Annotated in this window: 21 protein-coding genes; 14 read left to right on the forward strand and 7 right to left on the reverse strand. The window is 58.8% G+C overall.

The features are described from left to right. Positions 1–61: 61 nt before the first annotated feature. The gene (locus QM780_RS16025; RefSeq protein ID WP_415072066.1) at positions 62–1,315 is read right to left on the reverse strand and encodes a Zn-dependent hydrolase; all 1,254 of its coding nucleotides are present in this window, start codon (positions 1,313–1,315) and stop codon (positions 62–64) included. Between the two features lie 498 nt (positions 1,316–1,813). Between QM780_RS16025 and QM780_RS16030 the strand changes: the two genes are divergently transcribed. The 7 genes from QM780_RS16030 to QM780_RS16060 all read left to right on the forward strand — a co-directional run bounded on the left by QM780_RS16030 (position 1,814) and on the right by QM780_RS16060 (position 11,061). Then, positions 1,814–2,821 (forward strand): Lrp/AsnC family transcriptional regulator, encoded by a 1,008-nt coding sequence (locus QM780_RS16030; RefSeq protein ID WP_415071438.1) that lies wholly within the window; start codon positions 1,814–1,816, stop codon positions 2,819–2,821. Positions 2,822–2,966: 145 nt separating this feature from the next. Beyond that, positions 2,967–4,268: a cytosine permease gene (locus QM780_RS16035; RefSeq protein ID WP_415071439.1), complete on the forward strand. Its 1,302-nt coding sequence runs from the start codon at positions 2,967–2,969 to the stop codon at positions 4,266–4,268. A 336-nt stretch (positions 4,269–4,604) separates the two neighbouring features. Then, on the forward strand, positions 4,605–5,768 hold the full coding sequence (locus QM780_RS16040) for an ABC transporter substrate-binding protein (RefSeq protein WP_415071440.1): 1,164 nt from the start codon (positions 4,605–4,607) through the stop codon (positions 5,766–5,768). Between the two features lie 7 nt (positions 5,769–5,775). Next, positions 5,776–6,768, forward strand: coding sequence for an ABC transporter ATP-binding protein (locus QM780_RS16045; protein WP_415071441.1), 993 nt, complete (start codon positions 5,776–5,778; stop codon positions 6,766–6,768). Further along, positions 6,768–7,658, forward strand: coding sequence for an ABC transporter permease (locus tag QM780_RS16050; RefSeq protein WP_415071442.1), 891 nt, complete (start codon positions 6,768–6,770; stop codon positions 7,656–7,658). The genes QM780_RS16045 and QM780_RS16050 overlap by 1 nt, the downstream gene beginning before the upstream one ends. After that, complete coding sequence (locus QM780_RS16055; protein ID WP_415071443.1) at positions 7,651–8,463, forward strand: ABC transporter permease; 813 nt, start codon at positions 7,651–7,653, stop codon at positions 8,461–8,463. Before QM780_RS16050 ends, QM780_RS16055 begins: the two co-directional genes overlap by 8 nt. A 147-nt stretch (positions 8,464–8,610) precedes the next feature. Further along, positions 8,611–11,061: a GcvT family protein gene (locus QM780_RS16060; RefSeq protein WP_415071444.1), complete on the forward strand. Its 2,451-nt coding sequence runs from the start codon at positions 8,611–8,613 to the stop codon at positions 11,059–11,061. Between the two features lie 5 nt (positions 11,062–11,066). Here the strand turns inward: QM780_RS16060 and QM780_RS16065 are convergent, their stop codons facing one another. Both QM780_RS16065 and QM780_RS16070 read right to left on the reverse strand, forming a co-directional pair. After that, positions 11,067–11,630, reverse strand: a complete 564-nt coding sequence (locus tag QM780_RS16065) for an NAD(P)H oxidoreductase (RefSeq protein WP_415071445.1) — start codon at positions 11,628–11,630, stop codon at positions 11,067–11,069. A 63-nt stretch (positions 11,631–11,693) separates the two neighbouring features. Then, positions 11,694–13,202: an aldehyde dehydrogenase family protein gene (locus QM780_RS16070; RefSeq protein ID WP_415071446.1), complete on the reverse strand. Its 1,509-nt coding sequence runs from the start codon at positions 13,200–13,202 to the stop codon at positions 11,694–11,696. Positions 13,203–13,361: 159 nt separating this feature from the next. Here QM780_RS16070 and QM780_RS16075 point away from each other — a divergent pair, with 159 nt between their 5' ends. After that, the gene (locus QM780_RS16075) at positions 13,362–13,973 is read left to right on the forward strand and encodes a helix-turn-helix domain-containing protein (protein ID WP_415071447.1); all 612 of its coding nucleotides are present in this window, start codon (positions 13,362–13,364) and stop codon (positions 13,971–13,973) included. A 12-nt stretch (positions 13,974–13,985) separates the two neighbouring features. Here the strand turns inward: QM780_RS16075 and QM780_RS16080 are convergent, their stop codons facing one another. Continuing rightward, positions 13,986–14,600, reverse strand: coding sequence for a helix-turn-helix domain-containing protein (locus QM780_RS16080; protein ID WP_415071448.1), 615 nt, complete (start codon positions 14,598–14,600; stop codon positions 13,986–13,988). A 247-nt stretch (positions 14,601–14,847) separates the two neighbouring features. After that, positions 14,848–15,090 (reverse strand): hypothetical protein, encoded by a 243-nt coding sequence (locus QM780_RS16085; RefSeq protein WP_415071449.1) that lies wholly within the window; start codon positions 15,088–15,090, stop codon positions 14,848–14,850. 275 nt (positions 15,091–15,365) lie between these two features. On the opposite strand from QM780_RS16085, the gene QM780_RS16090 reads away from it, so the two are divergent. From QM780_RS16090 to QM780_RS16100, 3 genes are all read left to right on the forward strand, one after another. Beyond that, complete coding sequence (locus tag QM780_RS16090; RefSeq protein ID WP_415071450.1) at positions 15,366–15,539, forward strand: hypothetical protein; 174 nt, start codon at positions 15,366–15,368, stop codon at positions 15,537–15,539. A gap of 240 nt (positions 15,540–15,779) precedes the next feature. Beyond that, on the forward strand, positions 15,780–16,340 hold the full coding sequence (locus tag QM780_RS16095; RefSeq protein ID WP_415071451.1) for a TlpA family protein disulfide reductase: 561 nt from the start codon (positions 15,780–15,782) through the stop codon (positions 16,338–16,340). Beyond that, positions 16,337–17,437 carry a transglutaminase domain-containing protein gene (locus QM780_RS16100; RefSeq protein ID WP_415071452.1) on the forward strand — a complete coding sequence of 367 codons (1,101 nt, stop codon included), beginning with the start codon at positions 16,337–16,339 and terminating at the stop codon, positions 17,435–17,437. The genes QM780_RS16095 and QM780_RS16100 overlap by 4 nt, the downstream gene beginning before the upstream one ends. Before the next feature lie 95 nt (positions 17,438–17,532). Here the strand turns inward: QM780_RS16100 and QM780_RS16105 are convergent, their stop codons facing one another. Further along, positions 17,533–17,904, reverse strand: a complete 372-nt coding sequence (locus QM780_RS16105; RefSeq protein ID WP_415071453.1) for a PRC-barrel domain-containing protein — start codon at positions 17,902–17,904, stop codon at positions 17,533–17,535. 593 nt (positions 17,905–18,497) lie between these two features. Between QM780_RS16105 and QM780_RS16110 the strand changes: the two genes are divergently transcribed. The 3 genes from QM780_RS16110 to QM780_RS16120 are packed head-to-tail and all read left to right on the forward strand — an operon-like array spanning position 18,498 to position 22,899. Next, a complete protein-coding gene (locus QM780_RS16110) occupies positions 18,498–19,568 on the forward strand; it encodes an HlyD family secretion protein (protein ID WP_415071454.1) in 1,071 nt (356 codons plus the stop codon). Further along, entirely contained in the window at positions 19,565–21,922 is a 2,358-nt protein-coding gene (locus QM780_RS16115; RefSeq protein WP_415071455.1) for an ABC transporter permease, read from the forward strand. The genes QM780_RS16110 and QM780_RS16115 overlap by 4 nt, the downstream gene beginning before the upstream one ends. Then, a complete protein-coding gene (locus QM780_RS16120) occupies positions 21,922–22,899 on the forward strand; it encodes an HlyD family secretion protein (RefSeq protein ID WP_415071456.1) in 978 nt (325 codons plus the stop codon). Before QM780_RS16115 ends, QM780_RS16120 begins: the two co-directional genes overlap by 1 nt. A 293-nt stretch (positions 22,900–23,192) precedes the next feature. Here the strand turns inward: QM780_RS16120 and QM780_RS16125 are convergent, their stop codons facing one another. Then, complete coding sequence (locus QM780_RS16125) at positions 23,193–24,659, reverse strand: nucleotidyltransferase family protein (RefSeq protein ID WP_415071457.1); 1,467 nt, start codon at positions 24,657–24,659, stop codon at positions 23,193–23,195. Between the last annotated feature and the right edge of the window lie 4 nt (positions 24,660–24,663).

A 24,663-nucleotide genomic window follows, 5' to 3' on the forward strand; every position in this document is an offset into this window, starting at 1 on the left:
CCCTGACGGGGCGCAGAATTTGATGGAAAGGCGATCGATTTCGCAGCTGCGATGAGGTGGGTCAGCGCACGGTTTCGGCCGTCAGCATGTGATCGCAGGCCAGCACCGCGTCGAGCAGGACCTGGGCGCCGGCTGCGCATTCGTCCGGGCTCGTCGCTTCAGCCTCATTGTGGCTGAGCCCGCCTTCGCAGGGCACGAAAATCATCGTCGTCGGGGCGACGCGAGCGACGTAGGCGGCATCGTGCCCGGCGCCCGAGACCATGTCTCGCATGGCAAAGCCCGACTTTGCAGCAGCGGTGCGAACGCAGTCGATCAATTCCGGCGCGAACTTCACGGCGGCAGAGGACCAGATCTTATTATCGTCGTAAGTCAGCTCGAGAGCGGGAAGTGCGCGCGCGAGAGCTGATCGCAATTCCTCTTCCATGGCGTCGAGCGCATTTTCATCGGGGTGGCGCAAATCGACGGTCAGGAAGACCTCGCCGGGAACGACGTTGCGGCTGTTGGGCTTGTTCTCGATCAGGCCGACGGTCGCGACGCCCGGCTGATGTTTCTGGCCAATCGCATCGACGGCTTCGATGATGCGGGCGGCGCCAAGCAGCGCGTTCTTGCGCAGATACATCGGCGTCGCGCCGGTATGCGCGTCCTGACCCTTGATGGTGATCTCGTACCATCGCATGCCTTGGACACCGGTGACCACGCCGATCATCTTGCTTTCGGCTTCGAGGATCGGACCCTGCTCGATATGAAGCTCGAACATGGCCGAGAGCTTATGATCTCCAGCCTTCATCGGACCGCGGTACCCGATGCGCTCGAGTTCCTGCAAAAACGTGATGCCGTCGCGATCGGTCCGCTCGTAGGCGTATTCGGCCGGGAATACTCCGGTGAAGACGCCGGATGCCAACATGGCAGGCGGAAAGCGCGACCCTTCCTCATTCGTCCAGTTCACGATCTCGATCGGCGCGTTGGTCTCGTAGTCCTGCTCGTGCAGGGTGCGCATGACCTCAAGTGCCGCGAGGACGCCGAGGACGCCATCGAATTTGCCTCCGGTGGGCTGGGTGTCGAGATGCGAGCCCATGGCAATTGGTGGAAGGCTGTTGTTTCGTCCTCGACGGGTGGCGAACATGTTGCCGACTTCGTCGACGGCGACGTGACAGCCGAGCGCTTCGCATTGCGCCTGGAACCAGTCGCGGACGCGCTTGTCGTCATCGGTGAGCGTCAAGCGCCTGATGCCACCCTTTTCGGTGCCGCCGAACGCGGCGGTTTCCATCAGTGTGTCCCAGAGCCGCCGCGAATTGATTTGCAGGTTGGTCAGCATCGTCGATCTGCTCAATTGAAATCGGTCGTTGGGTGCGCCGCTCGGGGCATCACCATGGCCATCCCCAGATCAGGAATGCGGCCGGAAAGGCAATTCCGAGAGCTATGAGCAGGAGCCAGTCTTGACGCGTAAAGCCCACATCGTCGTCGGGTGAATTTTCAAACCAGCGAATGCGTCTTTCAAGTTCGGGATCGAGACGCTCCACCACAACTTCCCCTTTGCAACGCGACTTTTATTCAAGCGTCAATACGGACGATGGTTCGGAAACTTTCCAACTCGGAAAAAACAGAGTTGGTCGGCGGCCGCAACGTCGGTACCATCGTCCAGTATTTTGAAGCATCACGCGCTTGATGCGTCTAGCCGCGATCCGCATAATGTCCCGTTTCAAATACTGTATTTCGTGGCTTTACCCAGAGTCAAGAACGGTGCCATTTTGATCTCGTTTGAATTTTTCTTGTCGGCGCGTGCGCCGCTATTCGCGCACAGGGGGAGGGTCGGATGAAAGGGGACATTGCGACGACGGATTATCTCCGGCTGGTCGCATCGCTCGACGATATCGATCGTCGCATTGTTTCCCTGCTGCAGGCTGACGGGCGCATGCCGTTCTCGCACATCGCGCGAGAAATCGGCGTTACGGAAAAGACGGCGCGTGCGAGAGTCCTCGATCTGATCGAGCAACGCGTCATGCAGATCACTGCGGTTACCGACCCTTCCGTTCTTGGATATGGCGCCAGTGCGCTTCTTGGTTTGAAGACACGGCCGGATCGGCCTGCAAGCGAAATAGCGATCGAACTCCAGAAAATTCCGGCGATCGACTACGTGGTCGTTACGAGTTCGCGCTATTCGATTTTTGCCGAGCTGATTTGCACCGACCGCGCAGCGCTCCAGGGGGCGATCGAGAATGAAGTCGGCAAGATCGCGGGGATTCAGTCGATCGAGGCGATGCCATATCTGAGCTTTCACTATCAGCTGGCGCATTTCGCGGCGGCTCAGAACAAGGCGGGGATTGCGGCGGGCGTCCGGCCCCGCGAAATTGAGCCGATCGACATCCGCATCATTCGGTCGTTGAGCGAAGACGGGCGCAAGCCGTTTCTGCAAATCGCCGATGAGCTCGATATTTCCGAAGGCCAAGTGCGCTTGAGGTTCAAGCATTTGAGCGAGACGGGCACCGTCAGCGTGATCGCGCTCATCAACCCGATGAGCCTCGAATTCAATTCCATGGCGTGGGTGGCGATCAACGTCGCTGCCGGCTATCGCGTCACGGACGTTGCCGATGCGTTGTCGCGTGTCGCCAACACGACCTATATCGTCATCTGCGCCGGGCGCTTCGATATCCTGACCGAGTTCATCTTTCAGACCGATCGCGAGCTGCTTGAGGTCATTGATCAGAACGTCCGGTCGCTGCCCGGCGTCGCGGGCATCGAAATCTCGATCTACAACGACCTCTATTATAAGCGGCTCACTCCGATCCGGGACGAAGGGGCGACCGCGATCGTGAGGGTCTAGTTTTTATTTGATGCCGGGGCTCTGGCTCCGATGGGGGCGGAATGAGTTCTGCGAAAGATCAGGTCGCCGAATCCGGCTGGCCGCTGACGCCGCGTGACAAGACCTGGATTGGTCGGCAGCTATCCGTCGTTCTCCTCGTCACGGCATGCGGGAACTGGTCGTACCTATCGGTCAGTATGTCGCCTTCTATCTGGACTTCAGGATGGGCGTTTCGGCGCTGATCGCAGGGTCGATGATCGGAATGTTTCTTTTGACGCTTGCCGTCGTTCCGGCGTCGACGAAGTACGGCATTGATTCCATCGCAGCGTCGAAACCGCAATTCGGCAATCGCGGCTGGCTCTTCACGGTCTTCCTGCAATACACGTCAATAATCGGGTGGAATGCGCTGCTGCTTGTTTTTTTCGGCAAGGCCGTCGCGCAAGCGCTTATCACCTTGAGCCTCGTGCAACCCGACCACGCACTTGCAATCGAAAGATTGGTTGCGGCGGTGACGTGCGTTGTCGTCTATCGGGTTTTGCTGCGCGGATTGAAAGGGCTTGAGGCCGCATCGAATGTTCTTTTCGTCTTCGTCGTCGGCATCGGGCTGTGGATGCTCTATCAACTCCTCACCAGTCAAGCTGGTGCGCTCGCGGTCGCGAAGCCGACGATGGCGTCGAGCAGCCTGGCGTGGAACTATGTGGCCGGCGTTGAAATCGGGATCGTCTCGCTTCTCGGCTTCTGGGCCTATTTCGGCACCATCGTTCGTGAAGCGCCGTCGCCATCAAGCTCGGTATTGCCGTCGATGCTGGCAATGGGATTGTCGCTGCCGCTACTCAGCATTGTCGGCCTTGCGGCGATGCTCGTTCTCAAAGTTCCGGACCCGACAGCGTGGCTGGTTTCGCTCGGCGGTCCGCTCTATGGACTGATCGCGCTTCTTTTCGTAATGGCGGCCAATCTCGGACCTTCGCTGGCCGGCGTTTATTCGACCGCGATAGGACTGCGCCGTGTTCCGATGCTGGAGCAGGCCTCGTGGCGGATGCTCCTCTTGCTCTCGATCGTCCCGGTTGCGGCCGTCGGCGTTCTCATTCCGGAAGAATTTTTTTCGAGCTTCGGAACGTTTCTGGCCTTTATCGGCGTCTTTTTCGCGCCGTTATGCGCAATTCAGATCGCGGATACGTTCGTGCTGCGCAGGAACAGATTGAACATCCGCGCGATCTATCAGGACGGCCCCGGCAGCCCGTATGACTTCTGGCGCGGGTTCAATCCTGCAGCGCTCACCGCGATGGCTGCGGGGTTTTTGACCTATTGCTACCTCTTGAATCCGGTTTCCTACGAGAGCCGGTGGCCTTACGAATACACGACCGCTTCGCTGCCGTCGGCTCTGATGGCGGGGCTTGTCTATCTCGGGATCACCCGACTGTTTGTAGCCCCCGCGGGCAAGGGCGATTATCGGCGGGATCTGGGTTAGCGGCGGTTTGGCCGGTCGGCCCACATTCCAGAGTGCCATCCGGATTTCCGCTCCCTTGGAGAATGAGCAATATCGCGAGAGACGCCGCCGTGCGTCAGCGCATACAAATCTTCGCGAAGATTAGAGTGGCTTGAGCCGCGCCCCGTTTCGGACGCGGCGCGATAGCGCGTAATCGTGGGTTTCTGCCGTGGGAATATGCGAAATGCTGTCTGTAAAAAGGCTGCTTATGCGCTTTCCCGCTGAATCAGCAAGTTTTGACACGTTCTACGTTCCTGGAGTTCGGCATCACGCCGGCACTGTTCGCGTCCGCATCACCAGCCAATTGGGAGTTCATCAATGAGTGACGGGGAAGAGAAGGTGAAGAGCATCAGTGTCACGCGCCGCCAAATTCTTGGGGCAGGTGCCGTTGCAGCAGGCGCGGCGTTGCTGCCGATGCCCGCCATCATCGGCAAGGCGCGGGCCGCCGATGCAAAAGACGCGTTCAAGGGCGAAGAGCTGACGGTATGCGCCTGGTCGGGCGGTTATCTCGATTCCTTCAAGCAGGCGATTTCGGATCCCTTCAACGAACAATATGGCACCAAAGTCTCGCTGGTCGGCGGCTGGGATCAGATGGTTGCGCAGATGAAAGCGGCGCCGCCAGGAAAGCCGCCGTTCGATATCACCGTCTCGGAAGAATATACGACGCTGGGCGCGCTCGCCGAGGGGCTGTATGCCAAGTCGGATCGCTCGAAATTTCCTCAGCTTGCGGACCTGCAGCCCTTCTTCCTGACGGCGCGGCCTGAATCGGCGCGTGATTACGGCGTCCCGCTGGGCTTGGGTTTTGCGCTGCCGATGCTCAACACCTCGCTCGCTCCCAACAAGCCGTTGAGCTGGACGACGATGTGGGACAAGGATCTTGAGCGCAAGCTGGCGCTCGACGCGGGCGCATACTGGTGGCTCATCGCGATTTCGGCGATTTGGGGTGCGAAGAAGGATTTCAATGCCTTCTATGACTGGAAGCCCAAGCAGGCATCGGACCCGATCTTCGAAGCTCTCGAGCAATTGCGTCCGGCAAAGTACTATAAAGACGGTGCGGAACTGTCGTTCCTGATGCTGCAGGAACAGGCAGCATTTGCCGAGATCTATTCGGCCGATGCGCTGGGCCTGATGCAAAACGGCGGCCCGAACTTCAAGACGGGCATCCCGGAGGATGGCACCGCTGCATACGGCGACTGGTACATCAAAGTTAAAGGCACGCAGCACGACGCGCTCGCCGACATGTTCCTCGGCTATCTTCTGGAGAAGGAAACGCAGGATCGCTTCATCAAGGTTCAGATGTCTGTCATGTCGCGAAAAGACGTGACGGTGCCGTCGTTCTGGCTCAATTATCCTTCGACCAACGAAGACTTGGTCAAGAACGTGAAATTGATGACGATGGCGGGCCTGGAACGCCTGCTGCCGAACTTCGACGCCATGGGCGAGCGCTTCCAACAAGCCGTGCTCAAGACGTCCAAGAGCTAGGATAGGAATGGTTTGCGCCCTTCGACTGGATCACGTGGTCAAACGCTACGGGGGCCATGCTGCTGTTGACGGGATCGATCTCGTCGTCGAGCAGGGAGAATTTCTAACGCTTCTCGGGCCCAGCGGGTGCGGGAAGACGACGACTCTGCGTCTCATCGGTGGCATGGACCGCCCGGACAGCGGCACCATTGAAATCATGGGACGCAGGGTCGATCGCCTGCCGAGTTACAAGCGCGATACCGCTACGGTCTTTCAGTCGGGGGCCTTGTTTCCGCACCTTACTGTTGCGGAGAATGTCGCTTACGGTTTGAGGATGCGCGGCGTTGCGGCGGCCGAGATCGGCCCTCGGGTGAAGCGCATTCTCGAAGTCGTTCGCATGTCGGAATTCGGCGAGCGCTATTCATCGGAAATGTCGGGCGGCCAGCGGCAACGCGTGGCGCTCGCACGCGCCATGGTGGTCGAGCCGAGCATTCTGCTGTTCGACGAACCGATGAGCGCGCTCGACCTGAAGCTCAAGCTCGAGTTGCGCGCAGAGATCCATCGGCTCCACGATGAACTGGGTTTCACGGCGGTCTTCGTGACGCACGATCAGAGTGAAGCGATGGCGCTGTCGGACCGCATCGCGGTCATGAATAAGGGCAGGATCGAGCAGGTTGGGACGCCGATCGAAATCTTCGAGCGGCCCGCAAGCGAGTTCGTCTACACGTTCGTCGGGGAGTCCTGCTCGCTTGAGTTGCCCGCGCCGAAAGAAGGGGATCCGGCCGCGCGATTGTTCCTCCGTCCGACCAGTCTCGGCCTCGTCAACGGCGCGGGCGCCGAGAACGTGCTGATCGCGCGGGTGACGACAATCGAATATCTCGGTGGCGTCTATCGCATTCATGCCGAGACCGAACATGGAGCGCTGTTCTTCGACAGCACGAAAGCTCCCGAAGTCGGGCTCGACCATACAATCAAGATCGGCTGGAGAAGCGCCGACGCAACCTATTTTCCGATATCGTGATGGCAAGCACCGACGTCATCGATCGCAGCACCGGCGTGTCGAAAGCGACTGCCAACATTCCCTGGCTGCTGGTGCCGGCGTTGCTTTTTCTCATTTTCGTATTCGGTTGGCCGTTGCTCTATCTGCTGCGGATGAGCTTCAACGATCATCCGGGCCCGACCGTCTATGAGGAAGCTTGGACGCTGCGCAACTATATCGCCGTGCTCACCGAGCCGGCGATGCTCACGGAAATCGGCAAGACCGTCTATATTTCTCTCGTCACGGCAGGGATAACTGTCGTCGCTGCGTTTTTCTTTGCTCAGTTCGTCTGGCTGCGCGAAGGAAGCACGCGTTTGATCTTCCTCGCCATCGCGCTCGGGCCGATGCTGATCTCGGAAGTCTCGGTCATCGTCGGCTGGCGGCTGTTCTTTCCTTACAACGGTCTGCTCTCTTATACGCTGGTATCGATCGGCATCAGCTCGCAGAAGATCAACCTGCTTGGAACCGAAATCGCAGCAATCGTCGGCCTGTCTTATATCTCGGTGTCGTACTGCTTCTTTTCCATTCTGAGTGTTCTCAACGGTATCGATCGCGGGCTTCTGACGGCTAGCGCCGATCTCGGCGCTTCGCCGATCAGGACGTTTTTTTCCGTTCTGCTGCCGCTCGCGAAGGGCGGAATCGCAGCGGCCTTCACGCAAGCCTTCGTGTTCACGATGGGGATCTACGCGACCACGAACGCGCTCGGTCCGGATTCGCTGTGGACGGTTCCCTACGAAATCCAGCTACAGATGCTGACGCGGCGGAATTGGCCGATGGCATCGGCTCTGGCGATCGTCCTGATCTTGATCATCGCCACGGCCGCGGTACTGACGCAATGGCTGCGCCACAGGAAAGGCCGCCGCCATGTTTGAAGAGCGCGCTTTCCGCTATTTGCATCGTGTGTTCGCCGGTCTGTTCACGCTCTACGTCTTGATACCCATCGGCGTGACCGCAGTCATGGCGTTCAGCGACGACAACGTGATCCGCTTTCCGATCCGAGGATTCTCGGTCAGATGGTTCGGACAATTTTTCAACGATCCGCAGTGGAACAACGCGGCGTGGAACTCGCTCGAGATCGCGGTGATGACGACGGTCACGTCGCTGGCATTGGCGCTACCGGCGGCTTATGCCTTCGCGCAGGGGAAGAGAGCGCGGCCGCTGCTTCAAACGCTAATGATCCTGCCGCTGTTCGTGCCCGGTGTGGTGCTCGGCATATCAGTGGCGATGGGGCTTGGATCGGTGACGGTGTTCGGTTCGGAGCTTTTCGGCTCTAAGATTCTCGTTGCGGCCGCACACACGCTCTGGGCGCTTCCGCTTGCGATGACGGTGCTGGTGCCGACTTTCGAAACGCTCGACAAGAGTTTGATCGAGGCCGCGGGCGATTTGGGGGCATCGCCTCTGCGGGCATTTTTCAACGTCATCGTGCCCATTGCCATGACGGGAATCGTTTCGGCGGGTTTGTTTGCGTTCATCACGTCGCTCAATGAATTCATCATGGCGCTGTTTCTGACGACGCGCGAAACGCAGACTCTTCCGGTCATGCTGTGGCTGTCACTTCGGTCGAGCGCATCTCCGCAGATCGCGGTTGCGTCGTTCGTGCTCGCGGGATCCGTCTTCACGATCCTCGGACTGGCTTACGCCTGGTTCGCTCTCGCTCGCAGGCGGGTCGGGACGTAGCGAGCGTGGTGCATTCCCCAATGAATTGGTCGGTCAATAATCGAAATATTTTCGCATGCAGATCACATATGTGAAATTCAAAGTTGATAATTTCATATATGCGATGGCATCAGCGTACAGAAGAAAAGCAGTGGTGGACGGGCGCGCATGTCATCTTTCCGAAATCGGGTCGAAGTTCTGATCGTTGGCGGCGGCGTCGCCGGCGTGTCGATCGCTTATCATCTCGCCAAGCTCGGCATCACCGACGTGATGCTTTGCGAGCGCAAGCAATTGACGTGCGGCACGACCTGGCATGCGGCAGGGCTCGTCACGCAGCTTCGCGCCACGCGCAACATGACGGAGCTCGCCAAATATACGGGCGAGCTGTTCTCGAATCTCGAAGCGGAGACAGGTCAGGCGACGGGCTTCCGGCAGAACGGTGCGCTTCGTGTCGCCAAGACCGAAGGTCGCTTTGAAGAATTGAAGCGCGGTGCGTCGATGGCGCGTAACTTCGGGCTGCCGGTCGAGGTTCTGCGTCCGGAAGAATTGAAAGAACGTTGGGCGCCACTCAACATCGATGGCATTGTCGGCGGCCTCTGGATGCCGAAGGACGGCCAGGTCAATCCAGTCGATGTCACGATCGCGATGGCGAAAGGTGCGCGCAACGCCGGCGCGACCGTTCTCGAGAATATCCGCGTCGAGCGCATTCTCGTCGAAAACGGGCGCGCTGTCGGGGCGATCACGGATCAAGGTGAGGTCCGCGCCGATAAGGTCGTCATCTCGGGCGGAATGTGGTCGCGCGATTTCGCAGCATTGAGCGGGGTTTCGCTGCCGCTGCACGCAGCCGAACATTTCTACATCGTCACAGAGAAAATCCAGGATCTGCCGCGCGATTTACCTGTGCTTTTTGTGACGGACGAAGAAGCCTACTACAAAGAGGATGCGGGCAAGCTCTTGCTCGGATGTTTCGAGAAGAACGCCAAGCCGTGGGGACATAACGGCATTCCAGCCGAGTTCTGCTTCGATTCATTGCCGGAAGACTTCGAGCACTTCGAGCCCATTTTGAACACCGCGATCAATCGCGTGCCGCTGCTGGCGAACGCCGGCATCCAGTTGTTCTTCTGCGGTCCGGAAAGCTTTACGCCGGACGATCGCTACCTGTTGGGCGAGACGCCGGAGGTCGAAAACCTTTTCTGCGCCTGCGGCTTCAATTCGATCGGAATTTTATCGTCGGGCGGCGTCGGCAAGGCACTGTCGCAGTGGATCCGCGACGGCCGGCCGCCGGTTGAACTGACGGACGTCGACGTCCGGCGCATGCATCCGTTTCAGTCGAACAAAAAGTATCTGTACGACCGGACGACCGAAACGCTCGGACTGCTGTTCGATATGCACTGGCCCTATCGCCAGTTCGAAACTGCGCGGAACGTACGTCGCAGTCCATTCCATGACCGGCTGATCGCACAAGGCGCGTTCATGACGGAGGCTGTCGGCTACGAGCGGCCAGGCTTCTTCGGGGTTCCAGGAACGAAGCCGGTGATCGAGTACAGCTATGGGCGGCAGAACTGGTTCGATGCCGCCGGTGCCGAGTGCCGGACTACGCGCGACGCCGTCACGCTGTTCGATCACAGCTGCTTCGTGAAGTTTGCGGTCGACGGGCGCGACGCCTGCGCGGCGCTCAACCGCATTTGCGCCAATGACGTCGATGTCCCGGTCGGGAGACTCGTCTATACGCAATGGCTCAACGAGCGCGGCGGAATCGAGGCGGATGTTACCGTTACGCGCTTGTCCGAGACGTCGTTCCTGGTGGTCACGATCGCGGCTTCGCAAATCCGCGATTTCGCGTGGCTGACGCGGCATCTGCCGAAGGATGGGCACGTGTTCGCGCGCGACATCTCATCGGGGCTGCCGATGCTGGCTTTGATGGGGCCGAAATCGCGTGAGCTTCTGAGCAGCATTTCGAACGCCGATCTTTCCAATGCGGCTTTTCCGTTCGGGACGAGCCGCGAGATCGAGATCGGCTACGCGAAAGCGCGCGTCAATCGCGTGACGTTCGTGGGTGAGCTCGGGTTCGAGATCCTGATGCAGGCCGAATTCGCGCAGCATATCTTCGACGTGCTTGTGGAGGCCGGGCAATCGTTCGGCTTGAAGCACGCCGGCTACTTCGCGATGAACTCGCTGCGGATGGAGAAGGGCTATCGCCACTGGGGCCACGATATCGGCGAGGATGACACGCCGCTGGAAGCCGGCCTTGGATTCGCCGTTGCCTGGAACAAACCCGAGGGCTTCATCGGCCGTGAGGCGCTGCAGAAGCAACGCGACGGGGGTCTACTGAAGAAGAGGCTGGTCCAGGTGATGCTCGAAGGTGCCGATGCGCCGATGCTCTATCACGAAGAGCCGATCTGGCGTGGCGGGAGGATCGTCGGCTCGATCACGTCAGGCGGATACGGACACCGGATCGGAGCGTCTCTCGGAATGGGTTACGTGCGAAACGACGACGGCGTCACGCAGGATTGGCTTTCGGCCGAACCGCTTGAAATTGAGGTTGCGTGGAAGCGTTATCCGGCGCGCGCCCAACTTGCGCCCTGGTACGATCCCAAAGGCGAACGGATCAAATCGTGACCTAATCAGAATTCGGAACCAAGCTTGCGCGCGCCGGCGAGAATGTTCTCGGGGCCGGGCGCGCCTTCGATAGAACCATAAAGAAATTCGAGCCGGGTCTCTGCGATGCCGCAATAGTCCAGAATGCCGACGTCGAGCTGCGTATGCATCGCCTTGTCGTAACCGCGCTTTGCGTATGCGTCGGCGCCGCTGCCTGCGATAGCGAGCATCCAGGCGCGCTTGTGGGGATATTGCTTGTCGCCGTAGGCCCAGCCGTTGTTCCAGACGCGATCGATCCAGCCTTTGAGCAGCGCCGGCATCGACCACCACCAGATTGGAAAGATCAGAACGGTGGCTTCATTGCGTTCGATGCGGGCCATCTCGGCGCGGACTTCAGCCGAATAGACCTTGTTTGGATCCGACCAGTCGGGTTCGTCGGGTTGGCGCAGAACAGGGTCGAAGCCCTCGGTCATGAGATCGGCGACTTCGATGTCGTGACCATTGCTGCAGGCGGCGTCGGCGAAAGCGTTGGCGGCGGCATGCGTGAGCGAGTCGCTGCGCGGATGGGCGACGACGAGAAGAACTTTCATCTTTGGTATCGAGTCCCTGAGAAGAAGCCCGGGCCGTGTGTCTTAGCACTTCGGCGCGCTTCGTCACACGGGCTTAAAGCTCTCGGCGTTCGAATACGGGAACCACCAGAAGTCCTGGTTGGACGCTTTGGGATCGATCATAACGAATTTGGTGTTCTGGAATTGCGCCAGACCTTCCGGCCCGAGCTGACGGCCGCTGCCTGAAAGTTTGCGGCCGCCGAAGGGCAGCGCGTCATTGTCGAGAAGTGGCGCATTTATCCAGAGGATACCGGATTCGATTTCGCGGACGGCGCGGAAGGCCTCATTCATGTCGAGAGAATAGAGGTTGGCGCCGAGCCCGAAGCGGGAGCGGTTGGCAAGCTTGATCGCTTCATCGAAGCTTTTCACCTTACAGATCGGGGCGACGGGGCCGAACGGTTCTTCGTTGAGGATTTCCATGTCGGGCGTGACGTCCGTCAAGACTGTTGGTTCGACGAACCAGCCGCGATTGAGTTCTGCGGGTCGGCCGCCACCTGTTGCGACCTTGGCGCCTTGCTGACGCGCACGTGCGATCAGGCCTTCATAGCGGTCGCGCTGTTTGCGCGTCGCAAGCGGACCGAGATCGACGGCGCCCAGTCCGTCGCCGATCCGCAGCTTCTTCGCCTCGGCAACGAGGCCTTCGACGAAGGAATCATGGATATCCTCGTGAACGTAGAAGCGTTCCGCGGACGTGCAGACCTGGCCGCAATTGAGGTATGCCGCGAAGGCAGCACCTCGGACCGCCATGTCAAGCGGCGCGGTCGGCATGACGATGAAAGGATCGTTGCCCGAGGCTTCGATAAGGGCTGGTTTGAATGTTTCCGCGCAGGTGTGCGCTACGGCCTGGCCGACGGCGACGGAGCCGGTATAGGCGACGCCGTGGGTCTTGGGGCTGCCGACGAGCCGTTGACCGACGCGCGCGCCGCCGGTGATCACCTGGATCAAGCCGGCAGGAAGGCTTGCAAACACTTCCATGAACTTGAGCGTCGTCAGGCTCGTCTGTTCGTGTGGCTTGACGACGACGGCATTGCCGGCGGCAAGGGCCGCAGCAGCTTCCCAGCACAACAACACCAGCGGATAGTTGAACGGCAGCACGATGACGATGGTGCCGAGTGGTTCCTTGACGCTGAAATGAAATTGCCCGGGGACCGTCGCACCGGCGAGGCGTCCGGTTTCGTGGCGCGCCAACTCAGCATAATAGTCAATTGCGGTCGCGCACCAGGATACTTCGTCCACCGATTCCTTGAAGGGTTTGCCTTCCTCGCGAGTCAGGCATTCGGCGAACGGACGCTTATCCTTACGCAAAAGCGACGCGATATCGTGCAGGATGACGGCGCGGCTGCGGGCATCCATGGCGGTCCAGACTTTGCGTGCCGCTTCGGCGATATCGAGGGCATCGTCGATCTCGTCGTCGGGGCAGTCCGCGATGAAGCCAAGAACTTCTTCGGTTGCAGGATCGATAACGTCGAAGCGTTCGGTGGCGCGGCTGGTGACGAATTTGCCGCCGACATAGATCTTGTTCGACAGGTTAGCGAAATCTTTCAGAGCCGACATCGCGCTCTCTCCTGGCCTGACCGCTTGTTAAAGACTATATAGCATAATGGCATAATTATTTTAACATGCAAGAGGCACGACTCCTGCTATTGTTTGGCGCGTTGATCTTTCCGAACGAACGAGCTTCTGGAAAGTATGGGTCGCTCAGGCACGGGTGAAATGAAACAGCAGAAGAAAAAAGCGGGCGCGGACGAGGCCAAAGTTCGTGCGCGGGAGGAAGCGAGCGAACTTGGCGTGGGGTTGCGTCTCAAGGCGATCCGCGAAGCGGCCGGACTGTCACAGCGCGAACTCGCAAAGCGCGCCGGCGTGACGAATGCCACGGTTTCGATGATCGAGCAGGAGACGCATGCACCCTCGCTGGCGTCGCTTCACCGGCTACTGACGGCGATTCCGATTTCGCTTGCCGATTTCTTCGCATTGCCCGCGTCGCAAAAGAATGCGCTGTTCTATGACGACAAGGATCTTGCCGTCGTTTCGCGCGGCGCGGCGGATCTCCGCGTTCTGGGTAGCGAACGGCGGGAAAAGAAACTGCAAATGTTTCTGGAGCGCTACAAGCCGGGTGCGGGAACGGGGGAAGAGCCGATCATGTTCGACGGCGAAACCGCCGTCATCGTGATCGAGGGAACAATCGAAGTGCAGACGGACGGCGAGGTGCGGCGGCTGACGAAGGGCGGGGGTTATCAACTTTTCGGCCGGGTTCCCTATCGGCTTCGCAATGTCGGCAAGACCGTCGCCGTCATCGCTTGCGCCTGCACGCCGCCGATTATCTGACGGCCAGGGGCGTCAGTAGGTCGGAGGCGTAATTGCCCACACGACAATTGTTTCGACTTCGCCGGGATTGCGATAGCGATGCGGCGTGGTCGAGGGGAAGCTGAAGCTATCGCCCGTCTGCAGGGTGAAAAGCTGATCGCCGATCCAAAGTTCGAATGTACCCGACAGAACCAGTCCGGCTTCTTCGCCCTGATGCGAATATGCCGGCTCGGCTTCCGTGGCGCCGGGCGGAAAACGCGCCATCACCAGTTCAAGCTGACCTCGCAGATTGGGTGACAGCAGTTCGTCAGTCACGCCGGATGCGAAGCGCAGCATCCGGCGGTTTCCCGCGCGGACGATGTAATCGCGTTCTGCGGGATCGCAGCCCTCGGCATTGTACAAGAACCAGCCGATCGTGACGCCAAGCGCCTTCGCGATGTCTCGGAGCGTTTTGATGCTCGGCGAGGCGATGCCGCGTTCGATCTCACTGAGATGGCCGATCGATACTGAGGCAGCGAGAGACAACTCCTTGATCGTCAGCCTCTTTGCTTTGCGCAAGTCGCGGATTTCGGCTCCGACCTGGGTTGGCGTCAGATCGCCGTCCTGTTCTTCTGAAGCGACCACCACGCTGTCTTTGGATACCGCCACTGGAATCCCCGCTTTCCGGTTCTGTACTCCTCAGTATTGATTTTTTGTCGTGAAATTTGCAAGTTGTTATTTCGGAAATGCGAATTTGTATCCGAGCAATATTTCTGACCATGATGCTTTTTATGAGGTTTTGCTGATCGAGATCGCAAAACCGCGCCGGGGGCCGCATTTTGGGTCAGACAGCCGCTGACGTTACGGCGCAGTCCTCGCAAAGGCGCGGATTGGAAAATCGTCGGCAGATCTGCGCTCAGCGACGAGCGCGCTCGATGAGGAAGCCCATGATCAAAAGATTGATCAGTCCAAAGAAGGACCAGATCAAGACATGCTGGTAGCCTCGGACGCTGCAGTCATGTGATTTATCTATGGTCTTGCACCATGTCTTCTCGACAATGGATGTCATGATCTCGGTGGCAAAATTCCAAAGAATAACCGCAGCGGCAATGACGATCGCTCCTAGCACAATCAGCGCGATTTGCCGGGCAATGCTCATGTCGATCTCGCGCCCAGATGTTTCTTCGGCCTCGAAAAATGTCGTGGCACAGTGTTCTCAACAATTAGTCTGTCGTCAAACTAAATCACCATTGCGGTGCATTTGTCGATTATTCCGAACGTCGGTTCGATCATAGCAGCCTCGCTTCTGGCCTGCTGGCGCTGGTGCAATTTGAAACCTTGTCTCCTCTTTATCCTACTCGTTGTCAGCCTGACCTTTATTCAAGTCGCGATTGGGAATGTTCTTGGGCCGATGCTGATGGGCAATGGGCTGAAATGAGCCCGTTTGCAATAATCCTGTCGCTGGCGTTCTGGGGGCTGATTTGGGGCATCACTGGGATGTTTTTGAGCGTGCCAATTCTCGTCGTCGTGATGATCGTGTGTGCCCGAATTCCCAGGTGGCGCTGGGTCGCGGTTGCGCTCTCGAAAGACGGAAATATCGCAGACTAAAGCGGAGCCTCGCCGCCAGTAGGCGCAGGTTTTGTCTCGGTTGGCGTGCAAATCCGAAATACGTTGATCCGGTCCCCTCCGAGTATCTGATCGCAACCGCGAACTGCTCTCGGTTCCGGGCGATTGACCGCGATAATGATCTAAGCTTACCGTACCCGCTCAATGTTCCGCATCAGCGCTCCCGAGTTTCGGGGCAACATGTTTGAGCGTTTCGCGCTCGCCCGGCGCTGGGAAGCTTGCGTGCCAGTGCCTTTTCTCGTTTTTACCGGCGTTTGTCTTCTATCGAGTCCGGCCAGCGCGGGAGCCGAAACGCAGCAACCATTTTCAATCGTCTCCTCGCCCAAATGCGGCGCGATGTTTGCGCTGCCGGACGTCGACGGACGTGAGCAGAAGTTGGCGGCGCAGAGGGGCCATCCCGTCGTGCTTCACTTCTTCGCGACTTGGTGCGAGCCGTGTAAAGCCGAGTTCGGGCCGCTGCAGACGTTTTTCGAAAAGCGCCGGGATCAATTGGACGTGCTCGCGGTCAGCGTCGGAGAGGTGCCGGGCGCGGTGCGAACTTTTCTTAAGCAGACCCCGGTCGACTTTACCGTGTTGCTCGACGCTGATCGTTCCGTAACTAGGGCTTGGGCTGTCGAGGCGCTGCCGACGACAGTCATACTCGATGCAAAGCTCAAGCCCATTCTCCTGGCCACACGCGAGGTCGATTGGAACAGCGCGGACGTCGGCGCTGCGATCGAGACGGCGCTGGCGAGCGAAACAAATTCTCAAGGCGCCGATTGCGCAAAGGAGGATCTCAGATGAAACTTACGCGACGCGATGTGCTGAAAACGGGTGGCGCTGTCTCGGCCATGGCGATGATGCCAAGCTGGCCCGCACGAGCGGACTTTGCGCCGCAGCCCGGGACGTGGCGAAAGTTCGAGATCTTCACGCGTGTCAATATCGCCAACGCTCCCGGCTCGGCGCAGGCCTGGATACCGCTGCCGGCATTTTCCAGCCCGGATTGGTTTAAGCCCGAGGGCAGCACCTGGCAGACAAACGCGAAGTTCGCCGAGATCGGCAAAGATCCAAACTCGGACGCACAGTTTCTCCACGTCATCTGGGCGGAAGGCGAGAGCGCGCCGGTGATCGAGGTGAAGAGCGCATTTGCGACGCAGAGCCGTGCCGTCGATCTCGACAAGCCGCTTGGCAAGCACGTCCTTTCCGATGCGGAGCGAAAAATCAATCTTGGTCCCACGGATCTCATTCCCACCGACGGCATCGTCAAGCAGACGTCCGACAAGATCACGGCGGGTGCAAAAGACGATATCGGCAAGGCGCGACTGATCTATGAGTGGATCGTCGAGAACTGCTACCGCGATCCGAAAACAAAAGGATGCGGAATCGGCGATGTCGCGAGCCTTCTCAAATCCGGCAATCTTGGCGGAAAATGCGCGGACCTCAATGCGCTTTACGTCGGCTTGGCTCGCGCCGCCGGTTTGCCGGCGAGAGACCTTTACGGATTGCGCGTCGTTCCGTCGGCGTTCGGATATAAGAGCCTTGGCGCCAAGAACGAAGTCGTGACCAAGGCTCAGCACTGCCGTGCTGAAGTGTTTCTCGCCGACTTCGGATGGGTGCCGGTTGATCCTGCCGATGTCCGAAAGGTGGTCCTCGAGGAACCACCGGGAAACCTGGCGATAACCGACGAAAAGGTCGTGGCGGCGCGCAAGACGTTATTCGGCGCGTGGGAGGGCAATTGGCTGGCCTACAACAGCGCCCACGACGTTTCTCTCCCGGGTTCGACGGGTCCGAAAGTCGGCTTCCTGATGTATCCGCAGGCGGAGGTGGGTGGTATCCGGCTCGACAGCCTCGATCCCGACGCATTCAAGTACGCCATCACGGCGCGCGAGATCACATCATGAGTAGAAGGACGCGACAACAACTGGCCCGGATGTTGCCACCCGCGCCAGTTGGAGGCCAATAAAAGCACTCGGCCTCGCTGTCATACGTACTGGCACTACGATTTGAAGAAGCCGTAGTCCGGTAATGCTTTGAGAAAATCCTTGGTGGCATCCGTGGTGATTTTCACGCTGCCGTTGTCGCGCATGACCTTCAACGAATTGAACGGAACGCCGACGTATTTATCGCCGATCCCAAGAAAGCCGCCGACGCTGAGAACGACTTCGTCCATCGACCCATCGGGTTTCAGGATAATGTCTTCGATGCTGCCGATGTTTTCGTTGGCGTTGTTGTAAACCTTGGAGCCGACCAGCTTGCTGGTGCGAAATTCGTCCGCAGTCTGGACGTTGTCGGCGGCAAGGGCCGGCACTGTTACAACGCCGCCCAGCAGGGACGTCGCGACGATGATACCGAGGGAAAGTTTCTTCATGGGGTTTGCCTCCATAAGTCTCTGATACCAGCCAAAAGCTTCCGAGGTTTGTTTTGTTCCCACGCTCTTTTGCACGGCGATGCGGGGCTATTGGCGCCGGGTATCCCACGTCTGCTTCAGCAAAATGCGCGCGGAACGGGTTAGATGTCAGCGCGTACCAATGCGTTGTTGTCGCGGCCAGAGCCGGCAAAATGGCCACGTCCATCGTTCTCCGTTGCGGCCGGTTGACACCGCGCGCATAAGGCAAACGCGGCTCCTCTTGAAAGAGTTCAATTGGACGAAAGGACTGCCTCAGGCGCTCAAGTCATGCGGCCGATCATCTGGATTCCGGTGAGGGCGGGAAAAGGGGCAGAGTCTTTTTCCGTTTCGACTTTTGTCGTTTGTGCGATGACGCGGACGAAAGAGCAGCGCAGTTGCCAGCGTCCGTTCCCTGTCGGACACATTGCTCGAATAGTTCGACGGTGCGCTTGCCGCATATATAGGCGACGGCTAACCGTTCGACCGTCATTGGCACGGGATAAGCTATGCATTAGAGTTTCGATCTCGCTGACGATTTTTCCATCGGTGCAGACATTTGGGGGTGTGACTTTTCCATGACGGACGCTGATCCCACGAAAACGCCGGCGGAAATCGAGGAGAGCGAGCCCAAGGCAAATGTTCTCCAAGGCGGTGGATCAGTTGCGCGTGCTTCTGCAATTATTGTCACGATCATTATTGCGACGATCGTTGGTCTGTCCCTTTGGTATCTCGCGCAGCCCCAGCCGGTGCTCGTCCAAGGAGAGGCCGATGCGACGCGTATCGACATCGCGGCGCGTATCGACGGCAAAGTCGGCGAACGGCCGGTCGAACGTGGAGACAACGTCAAAACCGGCGCAGTTTTATTTAAAATCGATAATCCCGAGCTCATCACGAAGCTGCAGCAGGCCGAGGCGTCATTGGGCGTCGCAAAAGCCAATCTCGCCAACATCGAAGCCGGCACCCGGCCGGAAGAAGTCGCACAGAAAAAGGCGGCAAAGGATGTCGCCGCAGCAAACTTGGTGCTGGCAAAGAACAGTTTTGCACGCGTCAAGGAATTGACGGCCAACGGCAACGCATCGATCCAACGGCTGGATGAAGTCACCAATGATCTTCAGGTTGCTCAAAGCGGCGATGAACAGGCTAAAATCGCGTACCAGGAAGCTGTGAACGGCTATACGCCGGAGCAGCGGGCGATCGCTCATGCCAACGTCGCGCAGGCCCAAGCCTCGATCGATACAATCAAGGCGCAAGTCGACGAACTGACAGTCACTGCACCGATCGCCGCGCAGGTCTATCAGATCGGCGCCGAGATGGGCGAGTACGTGTCGCCCGGCGTGCCGCTTTTGTCGCTCGTTGATCTTAATGACGTCTGGATCCGCTTCGATCTGCGCGAAGACCTGGTGAAGGGCCTGAGGGTCGGAGACGAATTCAAGATGCGCGTGCCTGCTCTCGGCAATCGGGAAATCACCGCTGCTATTCGTGTCATCGCACCGAAAGGCGAATACTCGGGGTGGCGTGCCACGCGAGCGACGGGAGATTTCGATCTCAGGACTTTTGAGGTCCGCGCATATCCGGATCCGGCAGTACCGGAGCTTCGGCCGGGCATGAGCATCTATGCCGTCGCTCCGGCGCCGAGCGTAAAATGAAAAGCGTACCGCGACCAGGTATTCTTCTCGTCGCCACGCGCGAATTGCGGTGGATGCGGCGCGACGGCGTGGCGCTCTTTCTTGTGCTCGGCGTCCCGTTGATCGCTTTCACACTGCTGGCATTCACTTTCAGCAGCGCGGTGATCCGCAATCTGCAAGTCACGATCGTCGACAGCGATCGAACGCCGACATCGATGAATTATATCCAGGCTATTGCATCGGCTCCGGGGGTGCGCGTTGCGAACAGCGCCGATGGTCTCAACGACGCGATGAAAGATATTCGCTCGGGCCGATCGCTCGCTGCGGTGTTCCTGCCAGAAAATTTCGAGCGCGATTTGATGGGGCGAAAGCGCCCGCAAATCGTCGTTTTCTACAATCGCCAATATTTCACGCCCGGCAATAACGCCAACAGCGCGCTGACATCGGCCATCTCCGCTGCGACCGCCGGGCTGCCTTCGCCGGTCGTCGGGCGCGCAACGTCTTTCGAGCCGGGATCGCTCGTGCTGGAAAAATATGTGCTGACCAATCCGGCGCTGAACTATGCGCAATTCCTGTTGCGCGCGATTTTGCCGACGGTCCTGCATGTGATCACAGCGATCGCAGCGGGATATGCGGTAGGCTCCGAATTCTCATCGCGCAGCATGGCGGAATGGATGCGGGCGGCGGGAGGCAGCCCGTTGACGGCCCTTATCGGCAAGCTCCTGCCGCTCTTCGGCATCTTCGTGCTGATGATGGTTGTCGTTGCGATCATTATTCATGGCACGTTTCATGTTGCGTTCCGGGGCGACCCTATCATCATGGGCGCAGCTGCGTGTCTTCTCGTCATCAGCTATCTGGCGATGGGCGCGCTCTTTGCGCTGCTCGTGCGCAATCTGCCGCTCGGACTGAGCCTCACCGCGATTTTCTGTTCGCCGGCGTTCGGTTTTGCCGGCGTCGGCTTTCCGGTGCTGGCCATGAACGGCTTTGCAAAGATGTGGGGCGCGATTCTGCCGCTCCGATGGTACATCGAAATTTTGTTCGATCAGGCCGTGCGCGGCCTTCCGCCATCGGAATCGGTCAAGCCGTTTGCGATTCTGGGTCTTCTGGCGGTTATGTTCCTGATGCTCGGCTGGTGGCGACTGTCGGCGATCCGCGATGCAAAGGTTCCGAAAGAGGATGCTTCGGGCGAAGACGCCGATGTCTCGATGGCGCCAGGCATCGGCGGGGCGATGTTCGACGAAATCCGCCGGGTATTGAACGACAGGGGCGTACTCGGTCTGATCGTTCTGGCTCCGGTGGTCTACGGCGTCCTCTATCCGCAGCCCTATCTCGGGCAATTGCTGCGTGGTCTGCCGATCGCCGTCGTCGATCAGGACCATACCGAGTTGAGCCGCCGGTTCATCCAGGCTTTGAACGACGATGAAGCAACCCAGGTTGCCGTCTCCGCGGATACGATCGCCGATGCCCGAGCGGCTTTGGCGAAGCGGCAGGTCTATGGCATCGTCACCATTCCGCGGGACACAGAAAAAGAAGTGCTGAGAGGTAATTCCGCTCGCATCGGCACTTACGTCGATGCCGCCTATTTCCTGGTTTATAGCAGGATCCTGCAAGGAATATCGGAGGCAACCGGAGTCCTCAACCAGGATATCGCCACGCGTGGCGCTCGCCTCGACGGCAGCCTCGCGCATGCCGGCATCATCAAGGTCTCGCCCGTCGAAGCCCTGAGTGAACCGCTTTTCAATCCGACGGGAGGTTATGCCAGCTATGTTGTTCCCGCCGCTTTCCTTCTGATCATCCAACAAACGCTCTTGATGGGATCTGCGACGCTCGGCGGCGTCGCAAACGAGCAAGGTGGGATTTCCGCCCGCCGTCGCCGCGGCGGCTTTCGCGCCGTCATTGGCCAATCGTTAGCTCATCTTTGCCTGGTGTTGCCTGCTCTGGCGCTCTATCTGATCGTTCTGCCGCGCGTCTATGGATTTGCCTATTCCAACCGCGTTCTCGACTTGCTGCTGATGGCGATCCCGTTCGCCCTATCGGTGAGCCTGCTCGGCCAGTTTGCCGGCTCTTGGTTCAAGCGGCGAGAAACAGCGGTCGTCCTTTTCATTGCGACGAGCTTGCCGCTGTTTTTTCTCGTTGGAGTCGCGTGGCCGCGAGAAGCTATTCCGCCAGTGCTGCAGTCTTTCAGCTTCGTCTTTCCGAGCACATCGGCAATCGATGGCCTCGTGCGCATCAATCAGATGGGAGCGACGCTGAATGAAGTCTCAAGCGATTGGTTGCATTTGTGGCTGCTCGTTGCCGTGTACGCGGCGCTGACGGCCATTTCCGGTTGGCTCCTTGGGCGCCGCAGCGCCAAGCTTGCGAATGGGGGACCGTGATGCGGAGCCGTCTTCTCCTGCTCGGACTGATCACGCTTGGCGCGTTGGGAGCGATCTATTATCTCCACCGCGAGCCGGAGGCAGAAAGTGCGATGCCGATCGGGATTGCGCGTGAAACCGAAATCCATGTCGCGCCGGAAGTTATCGCGCGCTTGGACACGATCCTGGTCAAGCCTGGGCAATACGTACGCAAGGGCGACGTTCTTGCCAAGCTCGATAGCCCCGAACTCACGGCTTCGCTCGCGCAAGCGAGGGCCGGCGAAGCGCAGGTCCGCGCCGACCGCGAAAATGTCTATGCCGGGGTGCGTGAGGAGCGGCGCGCAATCACCGCACATAATGTCGAAATCGCAAAATCGAATGTCGTGCTTGCGAAACAGCAATATGATCGCACCGCCGCACTGGCGGCACAAAACTATTCGAGCCGGCAGAAACTCGACGAAGCTGAAAACACTCTGAAGAAGGCAGAAGGTAATCTCGCCGAACTTGAGGCGTCGTTGGCGGAAAGCAATGCCGGGCCGACGCTCGAGGAACGCGGTATTGCGGATGCTAAAGTTGTCTTGGCTTCAGCCTCGACGGCCGATGCCGGAGCGCAGCTTGCAAAAATCCAGATCACGTCGCCGATCGACGGAGTCGTCGGGCTGCTGGTTTCCTCGCCAGGCGAAGTGGTGTCGCCGGGGCAGACAATCCTAACTCTCAATGCCTCGGATCGACGCTGGTTTTCGTTCACGATCCGCGAGGATCGCCTTGGTAACATCGCGATTGGCGCACCGGTCACTGTTCTGTCTTCGAATGGACAACGTATTCCAGGCCGCGTGACGGAGCTTCGGTCTCTCGGAGAATTCGCGGTCTGGCGTGCGGCGCGTGCCGTCAATGATCACGACCTCAACAGCTTCCTGGTGCGCATCGATCCCATAGGTGCAAGCGAAGATATCAAGCCGGGGATGACGGTATGGGTCGATACCTCAGCATCAAAGTAATCGCCGCACACCTGGAAAATATCATTACCAGGGGCAGTTTTGCGTACCCAACCGAGCTAAAGGTCGGTTGTGGTGCGAGCGTTTTTCAAGAAATATCAGTTTCTTGTTGAGCAGGCGCGCCGTGGAGGATGAAAGTGCGAACACTTATGTCGTTGAAGCGACCATCTAGTTTATCGGCTTTATCCTAAGTCGGCTGTCTTGTGGTAGTGGCCCGCATCATTATCGTCGAACCACGTCCTCCAATTGTCGAGAACCGAATATGGTTTGCGGATGCCCGTAAGTGTCTTTGGCTCTTAGCGCATCGACACCGAGACGGAAAAAGGGCGTGGCCCAAACAACATTTTCTCGTCTTCGCTATGAAGAGAGGGAAGAGGCCCGGACTGTCGCAACTCGATCCACAGATCGTCACGCGCGAGATCATTTGGAAGAGATAATTCGGCGGAAAGTTTGATCTCCGATCCTGCGCCACAACGATCCCGGTATCGCAGGCGCGTGACGTGCCGGTGGCCGGTGTTAATCTCGAACAGATAGCGCCGAGGCTTGTCGGTGCCTTCGACGCCAATCAGAATTTTGACTTTTGTTGCATCTTCGCCGACGACAAGACGATGGCGCAATCCCCGGGGCGAAGCGGCAACAGCTAATCCGCTCGATATCCGGTGCATTCTGATATCGCTCTTTGGAACTGCCGCCGACGCCTTCTTGTTTGCCGCGTTGATTTGAGCACTATGGTGCAATTTGAAGATGCGCCGTCCCAATCCGGTCAAGACCGAGTGCTTGTCCCGGGGGTAACCGAGCAGAAGCGCCTTGAAATACGCGGTCGAATCCTTTCTTGCCTGCTCCCAGATCGGCACGAGGAACTGATCTGGAATTTCGACGTCGAGAATGTCACGCAGATAGAAGAGCGCGCTCGATAGCTGTGCCGAGGCTGAAAGCTCTTCGGCGAGCGCTGCGAGCAGTTGCCAATCGATCTTTTCCTCGGCGATCAGGCGAGCACTGTCTATCAACCAGTCCGAGTGATGGTTTGCATCGAGCGCCCCGTGAGCAATCGCCGTCATCAGACGGTCCGTCGCACAGGGAACGAGAACATCGGCGTCGAGGAGGAAAGCACGAGTGCTTCTCTGCCAGATGCCAGTCTCCGCCGGGCTGTCGGCCGAGGTCGTTAAACAGGCTCGCGTGTGCAGATCGATGTCGCCGAACGGCCGCTTCAGAAAATTGATGCTGCGAAAACGCGCGCCCTGCTCCTTGAGGAAGAGAAGTGACTCTCCACGGTTCGGGATCCATCCTTGTCCGTCTAGCGTAACAAGGGCAGTCGGCACGTCACGCGTGTGGATCAGAATATCGATGTCGTGCGCGATCCGCCCTTTGAGGTTCTGTAGATCGTGCGCGACCGCCGCCATGCCCTTGAGCACGAGAATTTCCACGCCAGCCGCCCGGAGCGCCCGCAACGCTGGAGCGGCTTGGTTCAAGGACAGGCGCGACCGCGTCCAAAACATACGGACGAGACCGTCGAGTCGAGCGCGATTGGGCACTGTAAGGCGCGTCGCCGGGAAGCGATTCGTCGCCGTCACAAGGAGTCGCTGCTCGGCGAATTCCACCTTGTCGAAGTCTGCTCGCAATTGCCAGTCGACAAACGATGCCGCCGCGCGGTGCTCGTCCCTATGGCCCGCCGCGATAAGGAGCGCGTTGCGATCTCCGCTTGGCCACGTCCAGGAAAGATGCGGGAAGCGTCGTGCAGCGGAAAAATGCTGTGGTATGAACATGGCT

The organism is Hyphomicrobium sp. (genome assembly GCF_047600905.1).
Classification (GTDB): domain Bacteria; phylum Pseudomonadota; class Alphaproteobacteria; order Rhizobiales; family Hyphomicrobiaceae; genus Hyphomicrobium_B.

What these genes read in the sequence shown, in the direction of transcription:
- QM780_RS16075 (WP_415071447.1), top strand. Translation starts at nt 13,362, where the DNA reads ATGAAACAGCAGAAGAAAAAAGCGGGCGCGGACGAGGCCAAAGTTCGT.
- QM780_RS16115 (WP_415071455.1), top strand. Translation starts at nt 19,565, where the DNA reads ATGAAAAGCGTACCGCGACCAGGTATTCTTCTCGTCGCCACGCGCGAA.
- QM780_RS16065 (WP_415071445.1), bottom strand. Translation starts at nt 11,630, where the DNA reads ATGAAAGTTCTTCTCGTCGTCGCCCATCCGCGCAGCGACTCGCTCACG.
- QM780_RS16025 (WP_415072066.1), bottom strand. Translation starts at nt 1,315, where the DNA reads ATGCTGACCAACCTGCAAATCAATTCGCGGCGGCTCTGGGACACACTG.
- QM780_RS16050 (WP_415071442.1), top strand. Translation starts at nt 6,768, where the DNA reads ATGGCAAGCACCGACGTCATCGATCGCAGCACCGGCGTGTCGAAAGCG.
- QM780_RS16085 (WP_415071449.1), bottom strand. Translation starts at nt 15,090, where the DNA reads ATGAGCATTGCCCGGCAAATCGCGCTGATTGTGCTAGGAGCGATCGTC.
- QM780_RS16045 (WP_415071441.1), top strand. Translation starts at nt 5,776, where the DNA reads ATGGTTTGCGCCCTTCGACTGGATCACGTGGTCAAACGCTACGGGGGC.
- QM780_RS16035 (WP_415071439.1), top strand. Translation starts at nt 2,967, where the DNA reads ATGCGGGAACTGGTCGTACCTATCGGTCAGTATGTCGCCTTCTATCTG.
- QM780_RS16125 (WP_415071457.1), bottom strand. Translation starts at nt 24,659, where the DNA reads ATGTTCATACCACAGCATTTTTCCGCTGCACGACGCTTCCCGCATCTT.
- QM780_RS16120 (WP_415071456.1), top strand. Translation starts at nt 21,922, where the DNA reads ATGCGGAGCCGTCTTCTCCTGCTCGGACTGATCACGCTTGGCGCGTTG.
- QM780_RS16040 (WP_415071440.1), top strand. Translation starts at nt 4,605, where the DNA reads ATGAGTGACGGGGAAGAGAAGGTGAAGAGCATCAGTGTCACGCGCCGC.
- QM780_RS16090 (WP_415071450.1), top strand. Translation starts at nt 15,366, where the DNA reads ATGAGCCCGTTTGCAATAATCCTGTCGCTGGCGTTCTGGGGGCTGATT.
- QM780_RS16110 (WP_415071454.1), top strand. Translation starts at nt 18,498, where the DNA reads ATGACGGACGCTGATCCCACGAAAACGCCGGCGGAAATCGAGGAGAGC.
- QM780_RS16055 (WP_415071443.1), top strand. Translation starts at nt 7,651, where the DNA reads ATGTTTGAAGAGCGCGCTTTCCGCTATTTGCATCGTGTGTTCGCCGGT.
- QM780_RS16100 (WP_415071452.1), top strand. Translation starts at nt 16,337, where the DNA reads ATGAAACTTACGCGACGCGATGTGCTGAAAACGGGTGGCGCTGTCTCG.
- QM780_RS16105 (WP_415071453.1), bottom strand. Translation starts at nt 17,904, where the DNA reads ATGAAGAAACTTTCCCTCGGTATCATCGTCGCGACGTCCCTGCTGGGC.
- QM780_RS16070 (WP_415071446.1), bottom strand. Translation starts at nt 13,202, where the DNA reads ATGTCGGCTCTGAAAGATTTCGCTAACCTGTCGAACAAGATCTATGTC.
- QM780_RS16030 (WP_415071438.1), top strand. Translation starts at nt 1,814, where the DNA reads ATGAAAGGGGACATTGCGACGACGGATTATCTCCGGCTGGTCGCATCG.
- QM780_RS16060 (WP_415071444.1), top strand. Translation starts at nt 8,611, where the DNA reads ATGTCATCTTTCCGAAATCGGGTCGAAGTTCTGATCGTTGGCGGCGGC.